Below are 22962 nucleotides of genomic sequence, written 5' to 3' on the forward strand. Positions count from 1 at the left end.
GATTACTTCCTGTCAATATCAGATAACACTTCTTAACATCAGATAACTCAGTCTCAAGATTCGATAGTCACAATAAACATTAGATTCTAAACTTTCAACATCAGATTGCATACCTTAAACATTGGATATCTGCTATTATGTTAAAAAATCGTTAATCAACCATCAAGCGTTGATTAACGATTTTACTTTTATTCTAGTGTCCACTCTGCGAGGCTATCAATAGCATGTGTTGGTTTCCTTTCGATTAATTCCAACTCTTCCTTTGTCGTAACCCCTGTATACACGAGCAGTGAGTCGATTCCTGCATTTATCCCAGCTAAAATATCTGTATTGTAATTATCTCCAACCATCACGGTTTCATCTTTTGGCGTACCAAGTACTTCTAACGCTTGCTCCACAATAATTGGCTCAGGCTTTCCAATAAATTTAGGCTGTACACCTGTTGACACAGACAATACCGAAACAAGTGAACCTGCTCCCGGAAGGAATCCTCGCTCTGTCGGCAACGCTACATCGCCATTCGTTGCGATGAATGTTGCGCCTTTGCGAATTTCGAGCGCAGCTTTTGCTAGCTTTTCATACGTAATGTCGCGATCTAATCCCATAACAACTAAGTCGGCATCCTCTTCTACAATCTGCAAACCACTATCCTCTAGAGCAAAACGGAGACCTTCTTCTCCAATCATGTACACCTTCCCATTCTCCATCGTATCCTTTATGTATTTTGCTGTTGCCATACTCGTAGTGAAGACATCGTTCTCTGTGCACTCTACTCCCATGCTCTTTAGGTGCTCTGCCACGTCCCTCGGATGCTTTGTTGAATTATTCGTTAGAAAAAGATATGGCACATTGCGCTCCTTCAGCTCATTCACAAATCCTACTGCAGCATCGATTTTTTCAGTCCCTTTATACATCGTTCCATCTAAATCAATCAAAAAACCACTATATCTTTGCATCATTTATTCCTCCAAATTTTTAGAAAATTCAATGTATTTCATTTGTCATTTCACTAATACGTGTTAGTATATATTTATGAAAAGTCCATGTATGTTAATATTTTAGCAAATATGATAAGATAACTAAGACATTTGCCATTATACGATTATAGCATACACGTACATCTATGCAGCAAATTGCAAATATATTGAGAAGAAAGGTAGTTAAAGTCGATGACAGTCAATAATCCAAAAGCAGTAATGGTGATTTTTGGTGCAACAGGAGACCTTGCAAACCGCAAGCTATTCCCATCCATTTATCGTTTATATAGAAATAAAAAAATATCAGATAACTTCGCGGTAATTGGTGTAGCAAGACGTCCTCTTACCAATGAAGATTTCCGTAATAATGTAAAAAAATCTATTGAAGATTTTGATGATCCGCATATCGACAAAGATGAGTTTGCAAGTCACTTTCACTATAACCCGTTTGATATTCAAGACTTAACTCATTACCAAGGACTAGAGAAGCGTATTACAGAATTAGATGAGAAGCATCAAACAGATGGTAACCGTTTGTTCTATTTCTCTATGGCGCCGAATTTCTTTGGTACTTTAGCAGATAATCTGAAATCACAAGGGCTTACTCAAACAGAAGGATGGACACGCCTTGTTATTGAGAAGCCATTTGGTCATGACTATGAATCAGCGAAAAAACTAAACGATCAAATCCGTTCTGCATTTACAGAAGACCAAATCTATCGAATCGACCATTACTTAGGGAAAGAAATGGTACAGAATATAGAAGTAATGCGTTTTGCTAATGCATTATTTGAACCACTGTGGAATAATAAATATATTTCTAACATTCAAATTACGTCTAGTGAAGTCCTCGGTGTTGAGGAACGTGGCCGTTACTATGATGGTGCAGGTGCACTAAAAGATATGGTTCAGAATCATATGCTCCAAATGCTTGCGCTTATCGCAATGGAACCACCTATTAAACTCACACCTGAAGAAATACGAAGTGAGAAAGTAAAAGTTTTACGTGCCTTACGTGTATTTGAAGAAAATGAAGTAGACGAATATGTCGTTCGTGGACAGTATGATAAAGGAATTATCGATGGAGAAGAAGTAAACTCATACCGCGAAGGTACCGGTGTCGATGAAGATTCAAACACAGAAACTTACGTTGCTGCGAAACTGATGATTGACAACTTCCGTTGGTCTGGAGTTCCTTTCTATATTCGTACTGGTAAACGTATGAAGCAAAAGTCGACTGAAATTGTTGTAGAATTTAAAGACTTACCGATTAATCTTTATTATGGTAATGAAGAAGATAAAAAGCCTAACCTTCTCGTAATCCATATCCAACCATATGAAGGGATTACCTTACATATGAATGCGAAAAAAGGAGATGCGAACGCTACATCTACCCCAGTCGCATTAACGTATGACAATTCAACGGATAAAATGAACACACCAGAAGCGTATGAGACATTGATCTATGATTGTATGCGTGGCGATTCTACTAACTTTACACATTGGAATGAAGTTGCGTTATCATGGAAATTCGTTGATGTAATTGCGAACGTTTGGAATAATAAAAAAGCAGAGTTTCCAAATTATGAATCAGGTTCTAACGGACCAAAAGCAGCAGATGAGCTACTCCTAAACGATGGCTATAGCTGGTGGGACGTTTCTCCGAAAGAATAAATTAAAACTTTAAAAGTCAATCTTGTATCATGCAGGGTTGACTTTTTTATCTAGTAAACTGTTAGACTAGAAGGAGATAAGCTTTATGAAGACAAAAACAAAAATGTTTATATTGATTGGCATCCTAACACTAGTCACTGTATTATTTTTAATTGGTACCCAATCCTATTTCAATAACAAAGAGATTGAGCTTGCAACGGATAAATGTTATGAAATAGGTGGAACAGCTAAAGTGAAAATGGATTTATTATCTTTAAGTTATTCTTTTTCATGCGAAGTAGATAATGAAGTAATTAATCCTTAAGGTCTTGGTCTAGCTTTCTATTCAAGAATTTAAAATGCCCCTACAAGCATCCGTGCTTTCATGGGGCAATTTTCATTAAGACATAGCTGGATCTTGAGTAAGTATACCGCCATATTGACGAGCACGTTATTGTGGTAAAGTACCCGTTAATTGATCAAGTACAACCAATTTTCCAACTAAAAATCTTGTCCAACGATGATTTTCCAATCCTTTCCTTGCTTTTGAATTGGGAATGTAAGTTCAACTGTTAGCATAAAAAAATCACCCTAATACTTTCCATTCATTATATATATCAGCGTCTATACCAAAATCCTTTGTCTTTAACCAATCAAATGCTTTCAAAAGCAAAGGAGAGGCATTATCTTTTGATATATCACTTTCACTCACCCATACGGCTCCCAATGAGTCTTGGCCTTCAATTTGTTCAGGTAGTTTAATAGCCCCACCAATCTTTCTAACAGAATAATAGACCGCAATATGATGAACATCTGTATACCCATTCCATAACCAAGGTAATTTAAAATCCTTAATCCCTATATTTTCTTCGATTTCAATCTGAAACCCTGTTTCTTCAAGAAATTCTCTTTTCATAGCTTCTGATAAGGTTTCACCCTCTTCTAATCCACCACCAGGAAGGTCAAATCGATTTCTGTAAGGACCAGCATTCTTATTTATAACTAATAGTTTCCCGTCTTCTACGTATATACCATAAACTCCAAAAGCTCTGTGATACCTCTTATAAGACATACTGTAATTATCCTCCCACTATGATTCTTCCTTCTTGAACTAATCTATCTACTACGTAAGTTCGACAAAAAGAGCGTTAACCCTTTTTCTGGATTAGCGCTATCTTTAGTAAGATAAGAAAAAGTTATTTGTCTATTCTATTGTTCAACCATTCCTCATTCCACTGAAAATACAATTCACTATCTTCTTTATGTAAAAATATCTCTCTAGGGTAAGGTAAAGCGAGCCTCGGCATATTACTTGGACTAAAATATTGAAGTTCAATAGTTTCATTGTCAATTGGGTTTAATTCACCACTTTGGATAATGCACTCAAACATAAATACGTTATACTCAACCTGATCACCATTAGGATATTGATAACGAAATTCTTTGCCTCCAAAAACGCCTAATAACTGTTTCGGTAAAACAAATAATCCCGTTTCTTCCCAAACCTCACGCACAACCGCTTCGGCTGGCGCTTCTCCAAGCTCAATAGCACCAGCAGGGAGACTCCATTCCTCGTGGTTTTCTTTCTTTTGTAGTAAAACTTCCCCAAAGTCATTTCGCACAACTCCTGCTACGCTTGGCATAAATATTAGCTCATGACTGATTTTTGCTCGGAGCTTTTTATAGTAGTCAGACATTCCCATTGATCTCACCACCTTCATTAGCCTCTTTATTAATTATCGTTATGAAATTTACTACTTTACAATAGGTCATACTAAAAGTACGTTAACCCTTCATAGATTAACGCACCCTTTATGCGAAGAGGTCTATTTCAACTCATTAATTACATCCTTTAGAAATTTCTTTGTATCTGATAGCCCTCTTATATTTTCGTCTAATACTGCTTCTACATTGTAAAAATTTGAAAACGATTGGTTTTTATATCTTGGAACAACATGCATATGGTAGTGAGTTAACTCATTAAAAATACCACCATTTTGTGTAACTGTAATCCCGTCAGGTTTGTATAACTGCTTCAGCGCTTTTGATAGTAGAATAAAAGCACTCATAATCGCACTTGCCGTTTCTTTGTCAAGTTCATCTACATCTAAAAAATGTTGTTTAGGTAAAATTAATGTGTGTCCTTCATTAAAAGGAGCATGGTCTAAAAAACAAATTACATAATCATTTTCATATACGACATTACTTGGTTGGATCTTATTTGCTAATCTGCATCCTAAACATTCTATAATTGTCTCCATAGTACCATCTCCTATTTATATAAACCTGCACCCATTTTCAATATCAAAACCCTCTCTCTTCTTAATGATATTACTCCACATTAATTGCTTTATTTGTATGAGAATGACAATATTATGAATTCAGCGTTTCGATAAGAAGATAAATACCTGTAAAACTCAAGAGGATAAATGTAAGTATTTTGAAAATTCGTTGGTTAAGCCATCTGAAAATAATTTGACCTAAAAACAATCCCAAAAATACGATAGGAATTGCATATAGACTTGATTCCCATATTAATTTGTTAGTACCTGTAAAGGTTATTTGAGTTATTAGACTGATAAAATATATAAATAAATAAAATGCTAAAGTAGTTGCTCTTAGCTTCCCTTTTTCAGTATCCGTTCCTGTAAAATAAAGTAACAAAGGAGGACCCGGCATCCCGATGCTTGTTGTTAAGAGACCGGATAACCCACCAACTATGAAATCCCTATTAGGAGTTGGCTTTACTCTAAAGTTTAATATTAATAGTAGCGTTAACACAAGGAGTAGTATACTAACTCCCATTTTGAAAGCATTAATATTAATAGAAATAAAAATTAATATACCAAAAGGTACCCCCACTATACTTCCGATAATCAATTTCTTTACAATTGTGAAATCAATATCTGTCCTTATTTTCCATATTAATGAGATTGAAATTAATAAAGATAAAATAATATTTATTTGTATAGCTTCTTGCGGTAAAAATAACATTAGTAAAAAAGGTGTCGCCATTATAGAAAATCCAAAACCTGTACTTGTTTGCAGAACAGAAGCCACTAATATAATACATAAAAACGATAATGCAGTACCCAATTTTACCTCCCAAAGTTACATGCAATTAGTAATTATTATTAATTTTATTATCCCTTCTAATTAAACAATACTATTAGTTTAGGTCAATGGGAATCATTCTCCTTGGTTCATTAGATATTTTTTCATTTTATCTTCATATTCCACAATAATAACGGGATAGGATTCTTTTACATTATAAATAATCGCCCCGTTAGGTAGTTTGGTTGCCATTCCTTCCTTGACAACTCCTAATTTTTCACCTTTAGTGAATTCCCTTTCTTCAACCCAATCAATACCATGTGAATAAATTGTACCATCTTCTAATTCTATTAAATCAGCATCAGGAGAATTTTTCAAAATCGCCTTTCTTGATACTTCTTCATAATCGTTCGAGCATGCTGTGATTAAAAATATGCAACAAATTATTAGTTTGAGATATTGTTTCATTAGTAAGCTCCTTGTTATCGATTCAATAATAGAAAACAATTAGAAATACAAAAAAATGGATACTATCTAAAGGTGCACTTATTTAAATTTCGCATATGGTTCATGAAATTCAACACTTACCAGTTTAAGGTGATTATTGGTTTTACTAAGATTATTGATGTGTTATAATCGTTATAACAGTAATAACAAGGGTGTGATTATTTGGAGCAATTTGAGAGAAAAGTTATGAGAGTAGGAAATAGTTTTGGGATTACTCTTCCTATTGAGATACTAAAGCAAGTTGGATTAGCGCATGGTGACGATGTTCAAGTTGAAGTTAAAGATGGGAATATTGTTTTGAGAAAAAAAGAGCACATCACACTTCCTGAAGGTGTTGATGCTGAATTCATGGACATCTTAAATGATGTCATTAAGGAGCATGATAAAGCGTTTAAAGGGTTAGTGGACAGATAATGGATAACGTTATCTATCTCACAACGAACCAGGTGATTGCTATTAATACGGTACAAATTCGACTATACTCTCCTAAAGAACCAATGGGTGTTAAAGAACCGAATTTGCTTGAATCAGCTATTAATCGCCCAAAACAGTCAGTGTTTGGTGATGATGCTTATCCTTCCATTTATGAAAAAGCAGCTGCACTTTTTGAATCAATAGCAAAAAACCATGCCTTTTACAATGCTAACAAGCGAACGGCTTTAGCTTCATTAATCATTTTCTTAAAGATAAATCATTATGAATGGACAATGGGAATTGAAGAAGAACAAGACTTCACTGTAGATGTAGTTAATCATAAATACACGTTCGAGGAAATAGTTTCAACTATCAGAGAACATACCGAAAAATTATAACTCCATTCTCAAGTAAATTAGAGATTGGAGTTTTTAAATGGACTTTTGAATAAAGATTGAACTTTTAAAGCAATCTCTCTTGGTTTAACATCAATAGAAGATAATCTTTTTATATCTACCCACATTGGCCAATACGTTCCTCTATTTCTCTTTTTATCTGCATACTCTTCACCATGTCCACTTCCAAACGTTCCATTTATGATATCAGATAAGAAAAAGTATTGAGTTCCATTAAATTCTACTGTCGCTATACACTCGTTGATCCTCACTTCTACTCCCAATTCCTCAAATGCTTCTCTTTTAGCTCCTTCTTTCGGTGTTTCTCCCTTTTCTATTCCACCAGGAAAAACATAATAAACAGAACCATCTCTAATTCTTCTAATTAACGCAACCTTGCCATTTTCTATGATTATTACCGAACCTCTATCTCGCATTATACTAGCCTCTTCTCGTTTAAAGATTCTCAGAGACTCTGCCTGTAGATCCGTCAGAAGGTATTGTTTATAAGTATTCCTATATACTATAAATTCGACAAAAAAGAGCGTTAACCCTTCTTGTTGGATTAACGCCCGATAGTTTGTTTGAATTTATTCACAAATCAAAAATATATGCCAATAATCTATTTAATAATTTTAACCTTTCTAATCGATCTGTCTTCAATTTTTAATATTTTAAACGTTAAATTATTTAGCTCTATCACTTGACCCTCCACAGGGAAATCAATAAGTTCCTTTAGTAGGTAACCCGCAAGAACATCTTCTTCTTCTGGAATATCCGTATAAAAAATTGTATTTAAACGATAAAGAGGTATTTTACCATCACAAATAATTTCGGTATCTGTTAATTTTTCGACGAGTGATTCACCCTCCAGATCCGTTTCATCCTCAATTTCAAAACCAAGCATTGCCTCGATGACATCTTCATGCGTTATCATACCTTCTGTTCCACCATATTCCTCTAACACGATGGCCATATGCTTCTTTTCTTTTGTCATTCTATTTAAAACCCATTCAATTGAGTTATATTCATGGACGAATAATGGATCTGTATCGCTAAATGCTTTCAAAGGTTTCTCAGGTTCCATTGACCAAAAAATGAGTTGTTTTGAATGAAAGACAGCAACAATATCATCAATATCCTCATTATAAACCGGATATCTGGAGAAGGGACTTTTCATAATGACATCTTTTACTTCTTCAAAAGAAGCAGTACTTGGTAAAGCAACGATCTCTACCCTTGGTGTTTTCATGGCATCTTTTACATTTAAGTTATAGAAATCCAGTACACCCTTAATACGATGGGATTCCGACTGATTGAATGTTCCCTCTATATCCGCAATATCGACCATAGCCCGTAATTCTTCTTTCGATATCGATGTAACGTTAGTCTGACCTTTGGAGAGTGCTTTTGTAATAAGACCCGTCAGTGAATTAAGTATAAATGTTATAGGTTTAAACACGGTAACAAAGAATCGAATTACAGGATATACAAGAAATGCAATACGATCTGGAAATGTAGCTGCTACTGATTTGGGAATCACTTCCGAAAAAAAAATCATCAAAACGGTTAAAATAGCAGTAGCAAGTCCAACGTTAAATCCATACTGAATTGCAAGTGTTGTCACTAGTGTTGGTAGTAAGATATTTGCTATATTGTTTCCAATTAAAATAGTGGTAATAAATTCGCTGGGCTTTGAGACTAACTCTAGAAGTTTTTTAGCCTTTCCATCATTGTTACTAACCTTGGTTTGTAGCTTCATCTTGTTGGTAGCTGTTAGTGCCGTTTCACTTCCCGAGAAGAAAAATGAAACAAATAATAAAATAATGATCAAAATGATCACGTACAATTTCCTCCTTAACAATCTTAAAATTACTTTTTATATTGAATTAGTTATAAAATACTTTCAACTTTGGAGAGACAAACTAGTCATTTAATTTCGATGTGGAATGTTTTTATTACTATTTTTTGATTGGAAGTCTCAAGGAACTTTAAGAGAGCTTCCAGGATTTATACGTAGACACGGTTTTGAAAGTGACTTGTAGATACAAGTAATACTTATCATCGCCAACATACCTATGTGTAATACATTTCAGTATAATAATAAACCATCACATCATTAATCCTAATATATTCCACGTAAATACTTCATAGCCTACTCTTTAACTTCTTTTTCTTTTGCCAATTCGAACTTAGTAATCTATGACAATTTTTATATAATTAATTTGATGCAATAACTCTTCCTAATTCGTTCAAATAAAATTTTGCTTTTTTGCAACTCTTTATGAGTTTTATACGTGGATAATTTGAAAGGTGGGAAGTGATGGACCTTGAACAAATATATATATTATATTTCCATGACTTATATCGTTATTTATTTTCATTAACAAGAAACCATTCAGAAACAGAGGATTTGATTCAAGAAACCTTCACAAAAGCTCACATTGTATTGCTTACTAATGACATAAAAGAAATTAAGCCCTGGCTTTTTAAGGTGGGGTACTATACTTTTATCGACAGGACTAGGAAAGATAAGAGGTATGTATTTACGGAGGATTTCTATCAAGTTGATCAGAATACTCCGGAAAGCGTTTTGGTCGAAAAGGATTCCTTCGAAGAGTTATTGGAATACTTGGATAAAATTAAACCGATTGAAAAACAAGCAATATTACTATGTGACTTTCATGATTGTACAAATCAGCAAGCTGCAGATATTTTAAATCTGAATTTAAACACTATAAAAAGCCACTTAGCACGTGGGAGAAAGAAGTTACGCAAAATATTAATTGAGGAGGAAACGAATGGATTCCTATGAAAAGTTAATCCAGAAAGCAAAAAAAGACAAACTGAAACATGCAAACGAAGGACCAAAAGTTATTAAAAAAGCAATTAATTCATCTAAATGGAAGTTACTATTTTCTACCTTAACAGTCCTTCTAATCATTGTACCGACTTGTTACATGTTGACCTATATGTATTATGCATTTGGAACTAAATCAACCACGTTAATGGATGTAGCTAGTAAGACCCTCTACATTACAGAACCAAATACAACATTAGAAGAAATGGAATTTGATATGGATTTTTCCCTTTTTTCAATGAACTTATCATTTGAAGCGTACAAACAGATTGGTGAAGAATTTTATCCTTCCAAGACCTATGATTTACAATTTATATTGAATAAACTAGTGAAAAAAGAGACGAATTCTAAGTTAGAAAAAATATATCCAAAGTACCCTACAGAAACAAATCAATGGTTAGCACATCCGAAACAACAGGTTGAATTTTATAGTAAAAAGGAGTGGCGGGTCCTTTCTGGTTTACCAGATGAGACGGTTGTTGAAGCTTATATTTCTTTAATTGATTTGTATTCAGTAGAAGAAGTGATTAATGAGATGGAAAATATAGATGTTTCCTGGGCTGCTATCTATACGGGATTAGAAGATACGATGCTCAGCAAAGAAGGTAATGTTATCTCTCCAATTGGGTATCCTGTACAACCTGATTCAACACTCTGGTCCCCGTTCCGAGATTCTATTTCGCATGAGGAAACCTTCCTAAACATGCTAAAAGAAATCGAACGTTACGAAGAGATAGCAGAAGGAGTCTCGTCGCATAAAAATCTTGAATTAGAAGAACGAATTCGTTACATCGAGCAAAATGGATTCAAAACATATGGTGTCGTTGTTACCGGACCAAAGACTAAAATTGCATCATTGGAAGATTCGAATATAGTGCGTTACATGAAATTGGGTGAGGTGAAATTATGGAATTTGGGACGTTAAAACAAAGAATTTTCCTGTGGATTGGTTGGCTAAGTATTGTGACAGGACTAATCCCTTTTGCAATTCTAAATATATTTCTTTTATGGGGATACAATGTACCGATTGGTAACAACACCTCTTTTTGGTTTTTGATTACTATAACTCTTGGAGCAGTTTCAACCATCAACAAAAACAGTAGGCCACTCGGTTTATGGGGAATAGGCTTGGGCCTCTATTTAGGACTTTTTGTAGCAGTTATGTTTGTTTTAGGCTGGGCAATCAATCCTTTCCCATAATATTCAGTAATACAAAGCACGAAGAAATATATACGTAATTCCTTCGTGCTTCCCCTATGTTCTTAGCCAAACATATTCAGCTAAAGCTACTCTTTCATTTAATTCGTTATAAAAGACTATCTATTAACTATGAACCAAAACATTATCTACAAAAATTTTGCATTTTATTGTAAAAGTACCACCGAGGCTTACTTTAATACTTTTTGTAATTTGATCATTATCTTTAAGAATTCCTCTCAAAGTTGCTCTTAATGCGAGACCTAAATTTTCATCCTGCAATTTACCATCAACGTATAACTTTTCACCATTAAACCATGTATTAACCACTTGAATATGGTGTCCTTCATGTGTAACATCAAATACTTTCTTCATATATAGACTCCCTCCTACCCATACGACATATACGTATTAGAAAACGAAAGGTTCCAAATAGTGACACTTCATATCCTACAGTTTAATTTTAACACTAACTCCCCTTTATTCCATCCGGATTATTCAAATAATAATTTTATTTAATTCATTTCTTTGCTAAGACATTGCAAATCAGAAGTGACTCGCTCCTAGCTCTCTTGTTCGGCAAAATGTACACATTCTTCGATTGATTGCGTAAAATTCATCATTCTTTCTTTCGTTGCCATATTTAAAGGTTGTTCGTCTTGAAGACTACTAAGTATAGTTCCAATGATTCCTTGTAGGTTTTCAAGTTCTGTTCGATTATCATCGGGAATTCCAATTTTACTGGGAGTAGACATATTAGTAATGCCTCTATCGAGCTCAAGGAAAACAGAAGTAGTCTCTTGTATTAAATGGTCGTCCCAGTCTACTTCTTCTGCTGATTGAGTTGTTACATAGTTTAAAAGGGTTCTTAATGAACTCTCAAGCTGTACTTGATAAAAGTATAAATTTGTACGTTCTAGCTTCTCATTTAAATATTCTTTCTCATTTGAATATGTAACTCGTTGATAAAAGTAAAGTATTAGAAGAGCCAACAATACAACAGATAAAGTTAAAATAACTACTGAACGTAAGCGTCTACTCATGTTATACCAAAAAAAAAACCTGACGACTGCATGTATGCAGCTGCCAGGTTGTGTGTTTTTATATTAGTCGTCCATCCACTCTGTATGGAAAACTCCTTCTTTATCAATACGTTGGTACGTATGTGCACCGAAGTAGTCACGTTGTGCTTGTAGTAAGTTCGCAGGTAACGTTTCTGTACGGTAGCTATCGTAATAAGCAATCGCACTTGCGAATCCTGGAACTGGAATTCCACGTTCCATAGCAAGAGAAATAACTTTACGCAGAGAATCTTGGTAACCTTCTACAATATCCTTGAAGTATGGATCTAGTAATAAGTTATCAAGCTGTGGATCACGATCATACGCTTCTTTAATCTTCTGTAAGAATTGAGCACGGATGATACATCCTCCACGCCAGATCATCGCTAGGTCTCCATAATTTAGATCCCAGTTATTTTCTTCTGAAGCAGCACGCATTTGTGCAAAGCCTTGTGCATAAGAGATAATTTTACTCATGTAAAGTGCTTTACGAATCGCTTCTACTAGCTCATCTTTATCGCCTTCATAAGGATTACTCTCGGCTGTTGGACCACTTAGAACCTTACTTGCTTTCACACGCTCGTCCTTCATTGCTGAGATAAAACGCGCAAATACAGATTCTGTAATAACAGGTAGAGGTACACCTAGATCTAGAGAGCTTTGGCTCGTCCATTTACCTGTTCCTTTTTGACCAGCAGTATCAAGGATAACGTCTACAAGCGGCTTACCAGTCTCGTCATCTTTCTTTTTGAAAATATCTGCAGTAATCTCGATAAGGTAGCTATCTAGCTCACCTTTATTCCAGTCAGAGAATACTTCATGAAGCTCGTCTGCACTAGAGCCTAGTACATGCTTCATAATGAAGTAAGCTTCACAGATTAATTGCATGTCACCATATTCAATCCCGTTATGAACCATTTTCACATAGTGACCAGCTCCATTAGGGCCAATATATGTTACACATGCTTCGTTATCTACTTTAGCAGAAATAGCTTCAAAGATTGGCGCAACCTTTTCATAGGCTTCTTTTTGTCCACCAGGCATGATCGAAGGTCCTTTTAGTGCTCCTTCTTCTCCACCTGATACACCTGTACCAATGAAGTGGATGCCTGATTTATCTAATTCTTGATTTCGGCGGATGGTATCGGTAAATAATGTGTTACCACCATCAATCAAAATGTCACCTTCATCTAGTAATGGTTTTAGCGAAGCAATCGTTGCATCTGTTGCTGGACCAGCTTGTACCATTAACATAATTTTACGTGGTTTTTCTAATGATTCGACAAATTCTTCGATTGTTTTAGCACCTACGAAGTTTTTACCTTTTGCTTCATTATTTAAAAAGTCTTCCGTTTTTTGATATGTACGGTTAAATACTGCTACTGAGTATCCTCTGCTTTCTACGTTTAGCGCAAGGTTTTTACCCATTACAGCAAGACCGACTACTCCAAATTGCTGTTTTGCCATTTTTTAATACGCTCCTTTTTTTCAAAGACTAACATTCTTTGACATTCCTATTGTACCATAAAATAAAATGTACCTATCAGATGAAAAAAATAATCACACCTAATAAGTTATAATATCAAACACATAACTGCAAGTAATTAAGCAAAGTTTTCAGAAAATTCGTCATTTTAAGAGGAAGCTAGAAAAATGATAGTCGTTACGCTCTTTTTCTACTTCCTCCATCTCCCTAGTTATTTACGAAGTACCCATTTTTCAATCGCCTTCGCTACTCCATCGTTTGCGTTCGTGTCCGTGATATAATCGGCCTTATCTTTAACGATTTGTTGTGCATTGCCCATCGCTACACCAAGACCTGCTTTTTCAATCATTTTAATATCGTTCAAACTATCACCCGCAGCCATCACTTGCTCCATAGAGAGATTTAATCGCTCACAGACCTTCTTTATAGCAGCCGCTTTATTCACACCAAATGCGTTTATTTCAATATTTGTTGGACTAGAATTCGACCATTCTACGTTACCCCAGTCGGTAATTGTTTGGATGATTTCTTCTTTTGTTTGATCATTATCTGTATCAAAACCAACTTTTAGCCATTCATACGCTAATATATCTTCGGGAGCCTCATTGCTAAACACTTCATCTACGGACGCTAACCAAGTCCATGTACCATGCTGTTCTTTCAACTCCATTAGCTTCATTACAATCTCTGAATCAAGAGTTTGCCTAGCAATTAATTCACCATCTAATGTCCAAATTTCACTTCCGTTTACCGTGATTAAGTAATGAATATCTAGCTCTCGTGCAATTTCAAAACTAGATTGATAATGCCTTCCAGTAGAGATTATCACTTCTACTCCTTGGTCTCGTGCAGCTAGGATTGCTTCCTTATTCCTATCCGAGACTACATGCTGATTATTCAGCAATGTTCCATCCATATCTAAAGCTATTAATTTAATGTTTTTATCCACAGTATATTCCTCCTGTCATTATCTTCATTGTAGACAAATCCTAATGAAAAGTAAAAATTCCAATCTTTTGCTATCCGGGTTCTCCTGCTGATAAAATATGTATAGTCACGTAACTATAGGAGGTAAACGATGCAATCTTTTCAATTACAAGAAGCTTGGCAAAGACAAATTAGTCCTGATGATAAAGAACAATTGATAGACCTCTTTAACAAAACTCGGAACCAAATGGGCGAAACAATAACCTGTATCCCCTATCGACTTGCCTTTAACCATCGTCAAGATTTACTATGTACCGTGCTTATCCACAACACAAAAGATGAATCGATTGATTTACGAAATGTGATGATTACAATTAAAAAGGAATCTAAAGAAGTCGCTACAAATATATTTGAAGATTTACCCCTCCAGCTTCCTAGCAAAACAAGCATGCCATGGACCTATATTTTCCCGTTAAATCATTACGATACCTCTCTTACAATAGATGATACAAATAGCATAGCTGTTAGCCTTTCAGAGCATACTAAAAATAATAATTCTTTCTAAAACGTTTCATACCACTTCTTTAATGGGTAATAATAACTAACTATGTATTCTGTGGAGTGAACATTATGGATTTCTCTAGTTCTGAAGACCAAAATCTTTCCTATCATGACCTGCTAAACATGCTGAACCAAATACCAGAACCGATGGCGATTATGAAAGTAAATTCTGGTGATCGTTTAGAAATTGTGGAAGCGAATGACTTACTAGAAAAGCTAACCGGATACTCTGTTGCAGAGCTAAAAACAATGGCTTTGGATAGTTTATTAACAGAGAATTCCCTCCAAAGCTTATCCTTATGTATTCAACAAGTTCGCCTAGCTCGTTATACAGATACCGAAGTTACACAAATACATAAAGACGGCACAAAAAAACCGTCTAGACTAACACTTAGTTATGTTAAATCCAGCAACAAACCTCCCTATATGATTGCACTGATTAAAGATATTACCTATCAACGAGAAATAGAAGCATTACTTGCAATGACAGATAAGCAATTGGAATCACTGTTTGACTATAATCCTGATTTAATTTTTAAATTGGACCAGGATGGCAAATTTACGAATGTTAACCCAATTCATGAACAAATTTTAAGTTATAAACAGGATGAGTTGCTCGGGACACATTTTATCGACCGAGTGTATGAAGAGGACGTTCCTTTAGTGTTGGCGCATTATGAACACGTCTTACGAAAAGAGAGCGTTCGATTAGATATGAGAGTTCTTAATAAGCAAGATGAAATTGTCTATTTAGATTTGACGGCATTCCCGGTTATTAGCCATAACGAAGTCGTTGGAATGATTTGTATCGCAAGAGATTGTACAGAAGAAAAACGAACGAGAAGAAAACTCCGTGAAAGTGAGCAAATGTACCGCTCGTTATTTGAAAATAATATTGATTCGGTTATCACATTCGACATTGATGGAAATTTTTTAAAAATGAATGAAGCTGCAGAAAAATTACTTGGCTATACTTTTGAGGAAGTGAAAGGTAGTATTTTTCTTCGCCATATTATACCGGAACAACAAGAAAAGATATTTCAATATTTCCAAAAAGCTTTAGAAGGTGAATCTATCCAATATGAAACAGTGATGTATAATCGTGCCGAGGAGGAACGTTACATCCATGTGACTCTTATTCCTATGAAAATTGATGGAGAAATTATCGGTGTTCATTCTATCGGCAAAGATTTAACCGAGCAATATAGCCTTCAAGAGAGCTTAAAACACATGATTTTTCAAGACTATTTAACTGGTCTATCCAACCCGCATAAATTTCATTACGATTTAAATGCACTGATTGAAAGTGATCAGCCTTATTTTTTTTCTTTATTTTTCCTTGATTTGGATCGTTTCAAATTAGTGAATGATTCATTTGGGCATTCCTATGGAGATGCACTCCTGCAAAAGGTAGCGTACCGTCTAAAGTCTATCATACCGAATAGTGGAACAGTTTATCGATACGGTGGAGACGAATTTATCATTATATTACGTGACACTACAATCAAAAAAACGAAATCACTTGCTGAGCAAATTATTAAAGAATTAAGTGAACCATATGTTATTGATCAATTAGAAATCGTTTTGACACCAAGCATTGGAATTAGTGTGTACCCCTTAGATGGTATTGATGAGGAAACATTAATTCGCAAAGCCGATAACGCGATGTACAATGTTAAACGTATAGCAAGAGGGAATTATCAATTTCACCATGAATCTCTTAAACAAAAAACCCTAGGAAATATTCGGATGGATTCTTCCTTACGTAAAGGAATTCAACAAGACGAATTCTCTCTCATGTATCAACCACAAATTGACGCAACCACGAATAAAATTGTTGGTGCAGAAGCTTTACTTCGTTGGCATTCCAGAGATTTGGGACCTGTTTCGCCAAATGTTTTTATACCGCTTGCCGAAGAGACTGGTTTAATTATCCCGATTGGAGAATGGGTTCTCAAACAAGCATGCAACCAAATTCTATCTTGGAAAGAAGAAGGTATCGTTCTTCCAATTGCAATCAACCTTTCTATTCGGCAATTTTATTATCATAACTTCATACCATCAGTGGAAAAAATCATTCAAAAAACAGATATTAATCCATCGCTGCTTCATATGGAAATTACAGAGTCAATGGCGATTGATCAAGAATTCGCAACGAAAGTTTTGCAACAACTAAAGAATATTGGAGTGAAAATTGCTATTGATGATTTTGGGACAGGCTATAGCTCTCTTAGCCATTTGAAGAAATTTCCTTTCGATTATTTAAAGATTGACCAGTCTTTTATTAGTGATCTGGATCACGACAAAGAAGGGCAAGATATGATTTCCATTATTACAATGTTAGCAAAGAAGTTTAATATGCGGACTATTGCTGAAGGAGTAGAAACCGAGAAGCATGTTGATCTACTAAAAAAGTATGAATGTGATATAATGCAAGGCTTTTTCTATAGTCGTCCTTTACCACCAAGTGAATTTACACAATGGAAAAAGAATTGGGAGATTCAAACACATTTATAACCGTCCACCATTCGTTATCTTTATGAAACTAAACGTTTACCGATTCGTATTATACATTGATGAATAACTCTAGTATAATTTTCCCATATAGTTATTTATTAAATTGTATTGGTGGAGGAGAAGCATGAAAAAGAATCCCTTTTTTAATTTGATTTTTTCCATACGAATACCAAAAACACCTTTGATTATCGGAATGGTTGGAACGATTCTGACAACATTTGTCGGACTATCCATTCCCCTATTGACTAGAGAAGTAGTAGATGGATTTAACCCTAATAATATCAATATCGGTCTTATCATTGGAATCATTGCTGTCTTTCTGATTCAGGCAGTAGTAGATGGGCTCTCGACATACTCACTCGCCTATGTAGGGCAAACCATTGTCCAGCGTCTACGGGAGACAATGTGGGTAAAATTTCTCCATTTGCCTGTCCGTTATTACGATAAAAATAAAAGTGGCGAATCGGTCAGCCGAATTGTGAATGATACGAGTATTGTAAAAGACTTAATTACTCAGCATTTTCCTCAATTTATTAATGGGATTATTACCATTATTGGAGCTGTTATTATACTCCTTATTATGGATTGGAAAATGACACTATTAATGTTGATTGCTGTTCCATTCGTGGTAGCAGTGCTGATGCCTCTTGGGAAGAAAATGTCTACCGTATCTAGAGGACTGCAAGATGAAACAGCTAATTTTTCGGGCGCAGTTCAACAGACATTGGGCGAGATTCGATTAATGAAGGCATCACATGCCGAGAACCATGAGCGTAGTAAAGGATTCAACAATATTAAAGAGCTCTTCTTATTTGGATTAAGAGAGGCTAAAATTTTTGCTATGATTGGTCCTCTCATGTATTTAGTAAACATGCTCGTAGTTGTCGTTATTTTTGGCTATGGAGGAATCCGGGTTGCAGATGGTTCGATGTCTACGGGGTCGTTAATTGCATTTTTATTATACCTTGTTCAAATTACATTTCCAATTACATCCTTCGCGATGTTTTTCACCCAGCTTCAAAAAGCTAAAGGAGCAACGGAACGAATTATTGACATTCTTGACTTAGATGAAGAACCATTTGCGGGAAGAGAACTTGATATTTCAAACAAAGCTCTTCATTTTCAAAATGTTTCGTTTCAATATAATGACGAAGAGAAGGTTATTGAAGATATGAGCTTTACAGTACCGCCAGGGAAAATGATTGCGTTTTGTGGACCTAGTGGTGGTGGTAAAACAACCGTCTTCGGCCTAATTGAACAGTATTATGAGCCAACAAGTGGAAACATTTCGATCGGTGATATACCTATTACCGATTTAGCGAAAAGTTCGTGGAGAACGCAATTAGGTTATGTATCACAAGATAGTCCGATGATGGCTGGTACGATACGTGATAATCTTACATACGGTTTGGAAAATCCAGAATCGATAACAGATGACGAGCTTTGGGAAGTTGCTAAAATGGCTTATGCTGACCAATTTATTAAGGAATTTCCCGAACAGCTAGATACAGAAGTTGGTGAACGAGGAGTTAAACTGTCTGGGGGTCAACGACAGCGAATTGCGATTGCTAGAGCGTTCTTGCGTAATCCGAAAATCTTAATGATGGATGAAGCGACAGCTAGTTTGGACAGTCAATCGGAAGCAATCGTGCAACAAGCATTAAGTCGCCTTATGGAAGGTCGTACGACATTAGTCATCGCCCATCGTTTATCAACGATTGTAGATGCAGATAAGATTATCTTTATAGAGAAGGGACGAATTACGGGAACAGGAACACACCAGGAATTAATAGCTTCTCATGATTTGTATCGAGAATTCGCCGAACAACAATTAACCTAAGAAAAGCGAAAGCACCTGTTCACCCCCGACAAGCTTAAGTAAGGCTTGACGGGGCGTTTTTTGCCACAGAATAGCATTACTTAAGACCTCGAGGGGGTAGGTGCAGGAGCTAGACAATAGGAAAAGCGAAAGCGCCTGTTCACCCCCGACAAGCTTAAGTAAGGCTTGACGTGGCGTTTTTTTGCCACAGAATAGCATTACTTAAGACCTCGAGGGGTAGGCGCAGGAGCTAGACAATAAGAAAAGCGAAAGCGCCTGTTCACCCCCGACAAGCTTAAGTAAGGCTTGACGGGGCGTCCTGGCGCTAGCGCTATATTTCTCTGTATCGTTTTCTATTCTTTCTGTTTTTCAGCTAATAACTGCTTTATCTCCTGCAATTCTTTCTGTACCTCATCGAGTTTTATATCCGTTGGCGTAGGCTTTTCCTCATGAAATGCCTCTTCCACATTATTAACAATCACACCAACAAATAAGTTAATAATGACAAAAGCTCCAAAGACTATAAACGTAACAAAATAAATCCAAGATGAAGGTGCCTCATCTAAAATCGGCCGCATTACCCCACTCGCCCACGATTCAAGTGTGATGACTTGAAACAAGGATAATAGAGAATCGTGTAGTGTACCAAAATATTCTGGTGCAATAGAGCCGTATAACATCGTTCCTATTACGGCGTAAATATAGAAGAAGATACTTAACAGTAACATGATTGTTCCCATGGACGGGATGGTTAAAATAAGAGCGTTGACCATCTTCCTTAACGAAGGGATCACAGATACAGCACGTAAAACTCTTAATACCCTCAGCACACGAAGTACGGTTACATAGTGTGCACCAGCTAGTAAATGTCCACTCATTACGATAACGACATCAAATAAATTCCACGGGTCTTTAAAAAACCCTTTAATAGAATATCTTCCTAGGAAGCGAATAGCGATTTCAATTGTAAAAATCCACAGTAACACTTTATCGGCTATCGTAATCCAATCTGTATAACGATTCGCAAATGAAGGATACGTCTCTAATCCAACTAAGATAGCATTTAAAACGATGAGTGCAATAATCACTCTCGTAAACATTTTAGTCTCAACAATTACTTTACATTGTTGTTTTATTTTTCTCATAAACTCTTTCTCCCCCTGTCTCCCATTAATAGTTTACTAAAAACATTGAACCCTGTCAGTATTGAGAAAGAGTATTTTTAGGAAACATTCAAACCTACCTTTCAAAAGGCGGGAAGAGAAAATGGTAAATGAGCTCGGCATATTACCAAACTCATTTTTGAACTCAAACAAGTAAATTTATCTTTAGTGGCTACCTCACTGCTTCAGGCAACTTATTTGTATATCCCATATGTCTGCAACACATCTTGCACGAAAATAATACCGTTACCAGGCTTATCAATTTCCAATTCAATTTGTATATTTTCAACAATTGGTTCTGTATATTTCTCCTCAGATAAAATCATCACTATTTCTTTTTCTGGCTCAATATCCATAGCAAAAAGCTTTGCTGTTTCATGAATACCCGACCCACGAGCATTTATAATGGTGCCACCCTTCGAACCAGCCTTTTTCGCTGCTTCTATTACGTTCTCAGCATTCCCCTTGTCTACAACAATCATAATATTTTGATACATAGAGGTACCTTCACTCCTTTGAATACTTTCTTCTTTACTTTCTTTATTAATATTCTTTGTACCTGCAATCATTGAGACACCCGTAGTAAATGCGATACCATGATTCGATTTCTCTAAATGTAATTGTCGATATAATGCATCCATCGCCTTTCTCGTATCAGTAGGGTTTGCAAGCATAATAACGATTTCTTTCCGTATATCTGAAATAGCAAATAAATTAAGGAGTTTGCTCTGAACAGTACCTCTACCAAGATAGATGGTGCCACCTGAGATGCCACATTTTTTTGCGATTTTTACTACCTTACTTCCAATACCTACATTGACAATGACATGAATTAATTCAAACTGAGGTGCTTCGTTCTTACGACTCAATGTTCAAGCCCTCCCTTTTTTGACTTCCATTTAAACAATAATCCTAGAATTTGCAACGTGATGAGCGGTGTTAAAGCCACCATCGCTATCATGCCAAAACCCTCAATAATAACATCTGCTCCCTCCATTTTAGAGGCAGCACCTTGTGTAAATGCGAGAATAAAAGTGGCAGTCATTGGTCCAGACGCAACTCCTCCTGAATCAAAAGCCATACCTACAAATAATTTTGGTACAAAATAAGTAAGAACGACTGCTAAAATATATCCTGGAAGTAAGTAATGCCACAATTGTAACTCTGGGATTATGATTCTTACCATCGATAAGGCAACTGCAGCGCCAACTGCGATAGCAAGTGTTACAAGTACTACTTTTCTTTGTACATAGCCACTCGTTACTTCTTCTATCTGTTTTGTCAGTACATAAACTGCTGGCTCAGCTAGAATGGTTACTACTCCCAAAATAAAACCAATCCAAATTAGATAGGACATACTATCCAATGATGCGATTAAGACACCAATTTCTGTACCCAATGGCATAAATCCTGCATTTACCCCCACTAGGAACAAAATAAGACCACCAAACGCTAAAACGAACCCAGTAATTACCTTCCTAACTGTATTTTTCGATAATTTAAAGGATATTTTTTGAAAGATAAGAAATATGATTACAATTGGGGTAAGCGCTATCAAAACATCCCTAGATATTTCGCCTAAACTATGAATAAATGGTACATAAATTGCGACAGCTTCTTCGGCTGGATTTTCTGGTATTCCGCCTGTTAGCTTATCAGATTTCGCTACTATGTTCATTACAAGTACACTCATTATAGCTCCTACAGATGCAATCGCAACTAGTCCAAAACTATCTTTCTCTGATGCTTTACTATCTTTCTTAAGGGCTGAAATCCCAATAGATAATGCTAATATAAACGGAACGGTCATCGCTCCTGTTGTTGCTCCAGAAGCATCAAAGGCAATTGCTAAAAAGTCTGGTGTAACAAATATAGCTAACAAAAAGACGAGTCCATAAAGGATTGTTAACAATTTATACAAGGGAAAATTATAAACAATTCTAATCAGACCTACTGCAAGCAAAACTGCTATACCGACAGACACGATAATAACTAAAGCTAACTTGGTCATCTCTCCGCCAGTCACATTTTCCACTTGACCAGCCAAAATATGTAGATCTGGTTCAGCGATAGAAATTATAAATCCTAGTATAAGACCAGCCAAAACTACAACCCATATCTTGTTAGATTTCGCTATTGTTTTTCCTAATTCTTTGCCAACAGGTGTAATACTAACATCGACCCCTAAAAGAAAAATGGCTAACCCTATAATGATTAATACAGCACCCATTAAAAACTGGAGTATAAATGTTATATCCATCGGCGTTAAAGTAAAATGTAATATAAGTACGATAATTGTAATTGGTAATACCGCCGTTATTACTTCCTTTAGTTTCTCCCATAACACTTCCACAATGAAATCAACCCTTTC

At 35.7% G+C, this 22962-nt stretch carries 25 protein-coding genes; 10 read left to right on the plus strand and 15 right to left on the minus strand.

All coding sequences use genetic code 11. The features are described from left to right. Positions 1-188 precede the first annotated feature (188 nt). On the minus strand, positions 189-956 hold the full coding sequence (locus tag GGQ92_RS11630; protein ID WP_184248918.1) for a TIGR01457 family HAD-type hydrolase: 768 nt from the start codon (positions 954-956) through the stop codon (positions 189-191). A 213-nt stretch (positions 957-1169) separates the two neighbouring features. Between GGQ92_RS11630 and zwf the strand changes: the two genes are divergently transcribed. Beyond that, positions 1170-2651: a glucose-6-phosphate dehydrogenase gene (gene zwf / locus GGQ92_RS11635; protein ID WP_184248921.1), complete on the plus strand. Its 1482-nt coding sequence runs from the start codon at positions 1170-1172 to the stop codon at positions 2649-2651. Positions 2652-2736: 85 nt separating this feature from the next. Further along, positions 2737-2955: a hypothetical protein gene (locus tag GGQ92_RS11640; protein ID WP_184248924.1), complete on the plus strand. Its 219-nt coding sequence runs from the start codon at positions 2737-2739 to the stop codon at positions 2953-2955. A gap of 261 nt (positions 2956-3216) precedes the next feature. Here the strand turns inward: GGQ92_RS11640 and GGQ92_RS11645 are convergent, their stop codons facing one another. From GGQ92_RS11645 to GGQ92_RS11665, 5 genes are all read right to left on the minus strand, one after another. After that, positions 3217-3702 (minus strand): NUDIX hydrolase, encoded by a 486-nt coding sequence (locus GGQ92_RS11645; protein WP_184248926.1) that lies wholly within the window; start codon positions 3700-3702, stop codon positions 3217-3219. 124 nt (positions 3703-3826) lie between these two features. Then, complete coding sequence (locus tag GGQ92_RS11650) at positions 3827-4333, minus strand: NUDIX hydrolase (RefSeq protein ID WP_184249031.1); 507 nt, start codon at positions 4331-4333, stop codon at positions 3827-3829. A gap of 123 nt (positions 4334-4456) precedes the next feature. Then, entirely contained in the window at positions 4457-4891 is a 435-nt protein-coding gene (locus tag GGQ92_RS11655) for an HIT family protein (RefSeq protein ID WP_184248929.1), read from the minus strand. 112 nt (positions 4892-5003) lie between these two features. Then, a complete protein-coding gene (locus GGQ92_RS11660; RefSeq protein ID WP_184248932.1) occupies positions 5004-5726 on the minus strand; it encodes a sulfite exporter TauE/SafE family protein in 723 nt (240 codons plus the stop codon). A 93-nt stretch (positions 5727-5819) separates the two neighbouring features. Continuing rightward, positions 5820-6152, minus strand: coding sequence for a hypothetical protein (locus GGQ92_RS11665; protein WP_184248935.1), 333 nt, complete (start codon positions 6150-6152; stop codon positions 5820-5822). A gap of 201 nt (positions 6153-6353) precedes the next feature. Between GGQ92_RS11665 and GGQ92_RS11670 the strand changes: the two genes are divergently transcribed. Then, a complete protein-coding gene (locus GGQ92_RS11670; RefSeq protein ID WP_246384398.1) occupies positions 6354-6605 on the plus strand; it encodes an AbrB/MazE/SpoVT family DNA-binding domain-containing protein in 252 nt (83 codons plus the stop codon). Further along, entirely contained in the window at positions 6605-7003 is a 399-nt protein-coding gene (locus tag GGQ92_RS11675) for a type II toxin-antitoxin system death-on-curing family toxin (RefSeq protein ID WP_184248938.1), read from the plus strand. Before GGQ92_RS11670 ends, GGQ92_RS11675 begins: the two co-directional genes overlap by 1 nt. A 17-nt stretch (positions 7004-7020) precedes the next feature. On the opposite strand, the gene GGQ92_RS11680 is transcribed toward GGQ92_RS11675, so the two are convergent. Both GGQ92_RS11680 and GGQ92_RS11685 read right to left on the minus strand, forming a co-directional pair. Then, positions 7021-7437 carry an NUDIX hydrolase gene (locus GGQ92_RS11680; protein ID WP_184248942.1) on the minus strand — a complete coding sequence of 139 codons (417 nt, stop codon included), beginning with the start codon at positions 7435-7437 and terminating at the stop codon, positions 7021-7023. A gap of 185 nt (positions 7438-7622) precedes the next feature. Next, the gene (locus GGQ92_RS11685) at positions 7623-8843 is read right to left on the minus strand and encodes a CNNM domain-containing protein (protein ID WP_184248945.1); all 1221 of its coding nucleotides are present in this window, start codon (positions 8841-8843) and stop codon (positions 7623-7625) included. A 480-nt stretch (positions 8844-9323) separates the two neighbouring features. Between GGQ92_RS11685 and GGQ92_RS11690 the strand changes: the two genes are divergently transcribed. Genes GGQ92_RS11690 through GGQ92_RS11700 form a run of 3 tightly spaced genes read left to right on the plus strand, consistent with a single transcriptional unit; the run spans position 9324 to position 11060 of the window. Continuing rightward, on the plus strand, positions 9324-9815 hold the full coding sequence (locus GGQ92_RS11690) for a sigma-70 family RNA polymerase sigma factor (protein WP_184248948.1): 492 nt from the start codon (positions 9324-9326) through the stop codon (positions 9813-9815). Beyond that, a complete protein-coding gene (locus tag GGQ92_RS11695) occupies positions 9802-10785 on the plus strand; it encodes an anti-sigma factor (RefSeq protein ID WP_184248950.1) in 984 nt (327 codons plus the stop codon). The genes GGQ92_RS11690 and GGQ92_RS11695 overlap by 14 nt, the downstream gene beginning before the upstream one ends. Continuing rightward, positions 10767-11060, plus strand: a complete 294-nt coding sequence (locus GGQ92_RS11700) for a hypothetical protein (protein WP_184248953.1) — start codon at positions 10767-10769, stop codon at positions 11058-11060. Before GGQ92_RS11695 ends, GGQ92_RS11700 begins: the two co-directional genes overlap by 19 nt. Before the next feature lie 123 nt (positions 11061-11183). Here GGQ92_RS11700 and GGQ92_RS11705 read toward each other — a convergent pair whose 3' ends face one another. The 4 genes from GGQ92_RS11705 to GGQ92_RS11720 all read right to left on the minus strand — a co-directional run bounded on the left by GGQ92_RS11705 (position 11184) and on the right by GGQ92_RS11720 (position 14553). Further along, positions 11184-11432, minus strand: coding sequence for a hypothetical protein (locus tag GGQ92_RS11705; protein ID WP_184248955.1), 249 nt, complete (start codon positions 11430-11432; stop codon positions 11184-11186). 188 nt (positions 11433-11620) lie between these two features. After that, on the minus strand, positions 11621-12100 hold the full coding sequence (locus tag GGQ92_RS11710) for a hypothetical protein (RefSeq protein WP_184248958.1): 480 nt from the start codon (positions 12098-12100) through the stop codon (positions 11621-11623). Positions 12101-12163: 63 nt separating this feature from the next. Then, entirely contained in the window at positions 12164-13585 is a 1422-nt protein-coding gene (gndA, locus tag GGQ92_RS11715; RefSeq protein ID WP_184248961.1) for an NADP-dependent phosphogluconate dehydrogenase, read from the minus strand. Between the two features lie 230 nt (positions 13586-13815). Further along, positions 13816-14553, minus strand: coding sequence for an HAD-IIB family hydrolase (locus GGQ92_RS11720; protein WP_184248964.1), 738 nt, complete (start codon positions 14551-14553; stop codon positions 13816-13818). Between the two features lie 129 nt (positions 14554-14682). On the opposite strand from GGQ92_RS11720, the gene GGQ92_RS11725 reads away from it, so the two are divergent. From GGQ92_RS11725 to GGQ92_RS11735, 3 genes are all read left to right on the plus strand, one after another. Continuing rightward, positions 14683-15096, plus strand: a complete 414-nt coding sequence (locus GGQ92_RS11725; RefSeq protein ID WP_184248968.1) for an SLAP domain-containing protein — start codon at positions 14683-14685, stop codon at positions 15094-15096. A 65-nt stretch (positions 15097-15161) separates the two neighbouring features. Continuing rightward, positions 15162-17609, plus strand: coding sequence for a sensor domain-containing protein (locus GGQ92_RS11730; RefSeq protein WP_184248971.1), 2448 nt, complete (start codon positions 15162-15164; stop codon positions 17607-17609). A 124-nt stretch (positions 17610-17733) separates the two neighbouring features. Then, complete coding sequence (locus tag GGQ92_RS11735) at positions 17734-19449, plus strand: ABC transporter ATP-binding protein (RefSeq protein WP_184248975.1); 1716 nt, start codon at positions 17734-17736, stop codon at positions 19447-19449. Between the two features lie 332 nt (positions 19450-19781). Here GGQ92_RS11735 and GGQ92_RS11740 read toward each other — a convergent pair whose 3' ends face one another. The 3 genes from GGQ92_RS11740 to GGQ92_RS16610 form a co-directional block, all read right to left on the minus strand. Continuing rightward, positions 19782-20573 (minus strand): ion transporter, encoded by a 792-nt coding sequence (locus GGQ92_RS11740; RefSeq protein WP_184248978.1) that lies wholly within the window; start codon positions 20571-20573, stop codon positions 19782-19784. A 212-nt stretch (positions 20574-20785) separates the two neighbouring features. Beyond that, positions 20786-21460 (minus strand): P-II family nitrogen regulator, encoded by a 675-nt coding sequence (locus GGQ92_RS11745; RefSeq protein WP_184248981.1) that lies wholly within the window; start codon positions 21458-21460, stop codon positions 20786-20788. Continuing rightward, complete coding sequence (locus GGQ92_RS16610) at positions 21457-22944, minus strand: DUF1538 family protein (protein WP_184248984.1); 1488 nt, start codon at positions 22942-22944, stop codon at positions 21457-21459. The genes GGQ92_RS11745 and GGQ92_RS16610 overlap by 4 nt, the downstream gene beginning before the upstream one ends. Between the last annotated feature and the right edge of the window lie 18 nt (positions 22945-22962).

It is taken from the genome of Gracilibacillus halotolerans (assembly GCF_014206945.1).
GTDB classification, from domain to species: Bacteria; Bacillota; Bacilli; order Bacillales; family Amphibacillaceae; genus Gracilibacillus; species Gracilibacillus halotolerans.

Excerpts from the sequence above, each read along its gene's own strand:
- GGQ92_RS11710 (WP_184248958.1), bottom strand. The coding sequence starts at position 12,100 with ATGAGTAGACGCTTACGTTCAGTAGTTATTTTAACTTTATCTGTTGTA.
- GGQ92_RS11650 (WP_184249031.1), bottom strand. The coding sequence starts at position 4,333 with ATGGGAATGTCTGACTACTATAAAAAGCTCCGAGCAAAAATCAGTCAT.
- GGQ92_RS11725 (WP_184248968.1), top strand. The coding sequence starts at position 14,683 with ATGCAATCTTTTCAATTACAAGAAGCTTGGCAAAGACAAATTAGTCCT.
- GGQ92_RS11740 (WP_184248978.1), bottom strand. The coding sequence starts at position 20,573 with ATGAGAAAAATAAAACAACAATGTAAAGTAATTGTTGAGACTAAAATG.
- GGQ92_RS11640 (WP_184248924.1), top strand. The coding sequence starts at position 2,737 with ATGAAGACAAAAACAAAAATGTTTATATTGATTGGCATCCTAACACTA.
- GGQ92_RS11690 (WP_184248948.1), top strand. The coding sequence starts at position 9,324 with ATGGACCTTGAACAAATATATATATTATATTTCCATGACTTATATCGT.
- GGQ92_RS11695 (WP_184248950.1), top strand. The coding sequence starts at position 9,802 with ATGGATTCCTATGAAAAGTTAATCCAGAAAGCAAAAAAAGACAAACTG.
- GGQ92_RS11705 (WP_184248955.1), bottom strand. The coding sequence starts at position 11,432 with ATGAAGAAAGTATTTGATGTTACACATGAAGGACACCATATTCAAGTG.
- GGQ92_RS11655 (WP_184248929.1), bottom strand. The coding sequence starts at position 4,891 with ATGGAGACAATTATAGAATGTTTAGGATGCAGATTAGCAAATAAGATC.
- GGQ92_RS11645 (WP_184248926.1), bottom strand. The coding sequence starts at position 3,702 with ATGTCTTATAAGAGGTATCACAGAGCTTTTGGAGTTTATGGTATATAC.
- gndA (WP_184248961.1), bottom strand. The coding sequence starts at position 13,585 with ATGGCAAAACAGCAATTTGGAGTAGTCGGTCTTGCTGTAATGGGTAAA.
- GGQ92_RS11735 (WP_184248975.1), top strand. The coding sequence starts at position 17,734 with ATGAAAAAGAATCCCTTTTTTAATTTGATTTTTTCCATACGAATACCA.
- GGQ92_RS11630 (WP_184248918.1), bottom strand. The coding sequence starts at position 956 with ATGCAAAGATATAGTGGTTTTTTGATTGATTTAGATGGAACGATGTAT.
- GGQ92_RS11730 (WP_184248971.1), top strand. The coding sequence starts at position 15,162 with ATGGATTTCTCTAGTTCTGAAGACCAAAATCTTTCCTATCATGACCTG.
- GGQ92_RS11700 (WP_184248953.1), top strand. The coding sequence starts at position 10,767 with ATGGAATTTGGGACGTTAAAACAAAGAATTTTCCTGTGGATTGGTTGG.
- zwf (WP_184248921.1), top strand. The coding sequence starts at position 1,170 with ATGACAGTCAATAATCCAAAAGCAGTAATGGTGATTTTTGGTGCAACA.
- GGQ92_RS11680 (WP_184248942.1), bottom strand. The coding sequence starts at position 7,437 with ATGCGAGATAGAGGTTCGGTAATAATCATAGAAAATGGCAAGGTTGCG.
- GGQ92_RS11665 (WP_184248935.1), bottom strand. The coding sequence starts at position 6,152 with ATGAAACAATATCTCAAACTAATAATTTGTTGCATATTTTTAATCACA.
- GGQ92_RS11675 (WP_184248938.1), top strand. The coding sequence starts at position 6,605 with ATGGATAACGTTATCTATCTCACAACGAACCAGGTGATTGCTATTAAT.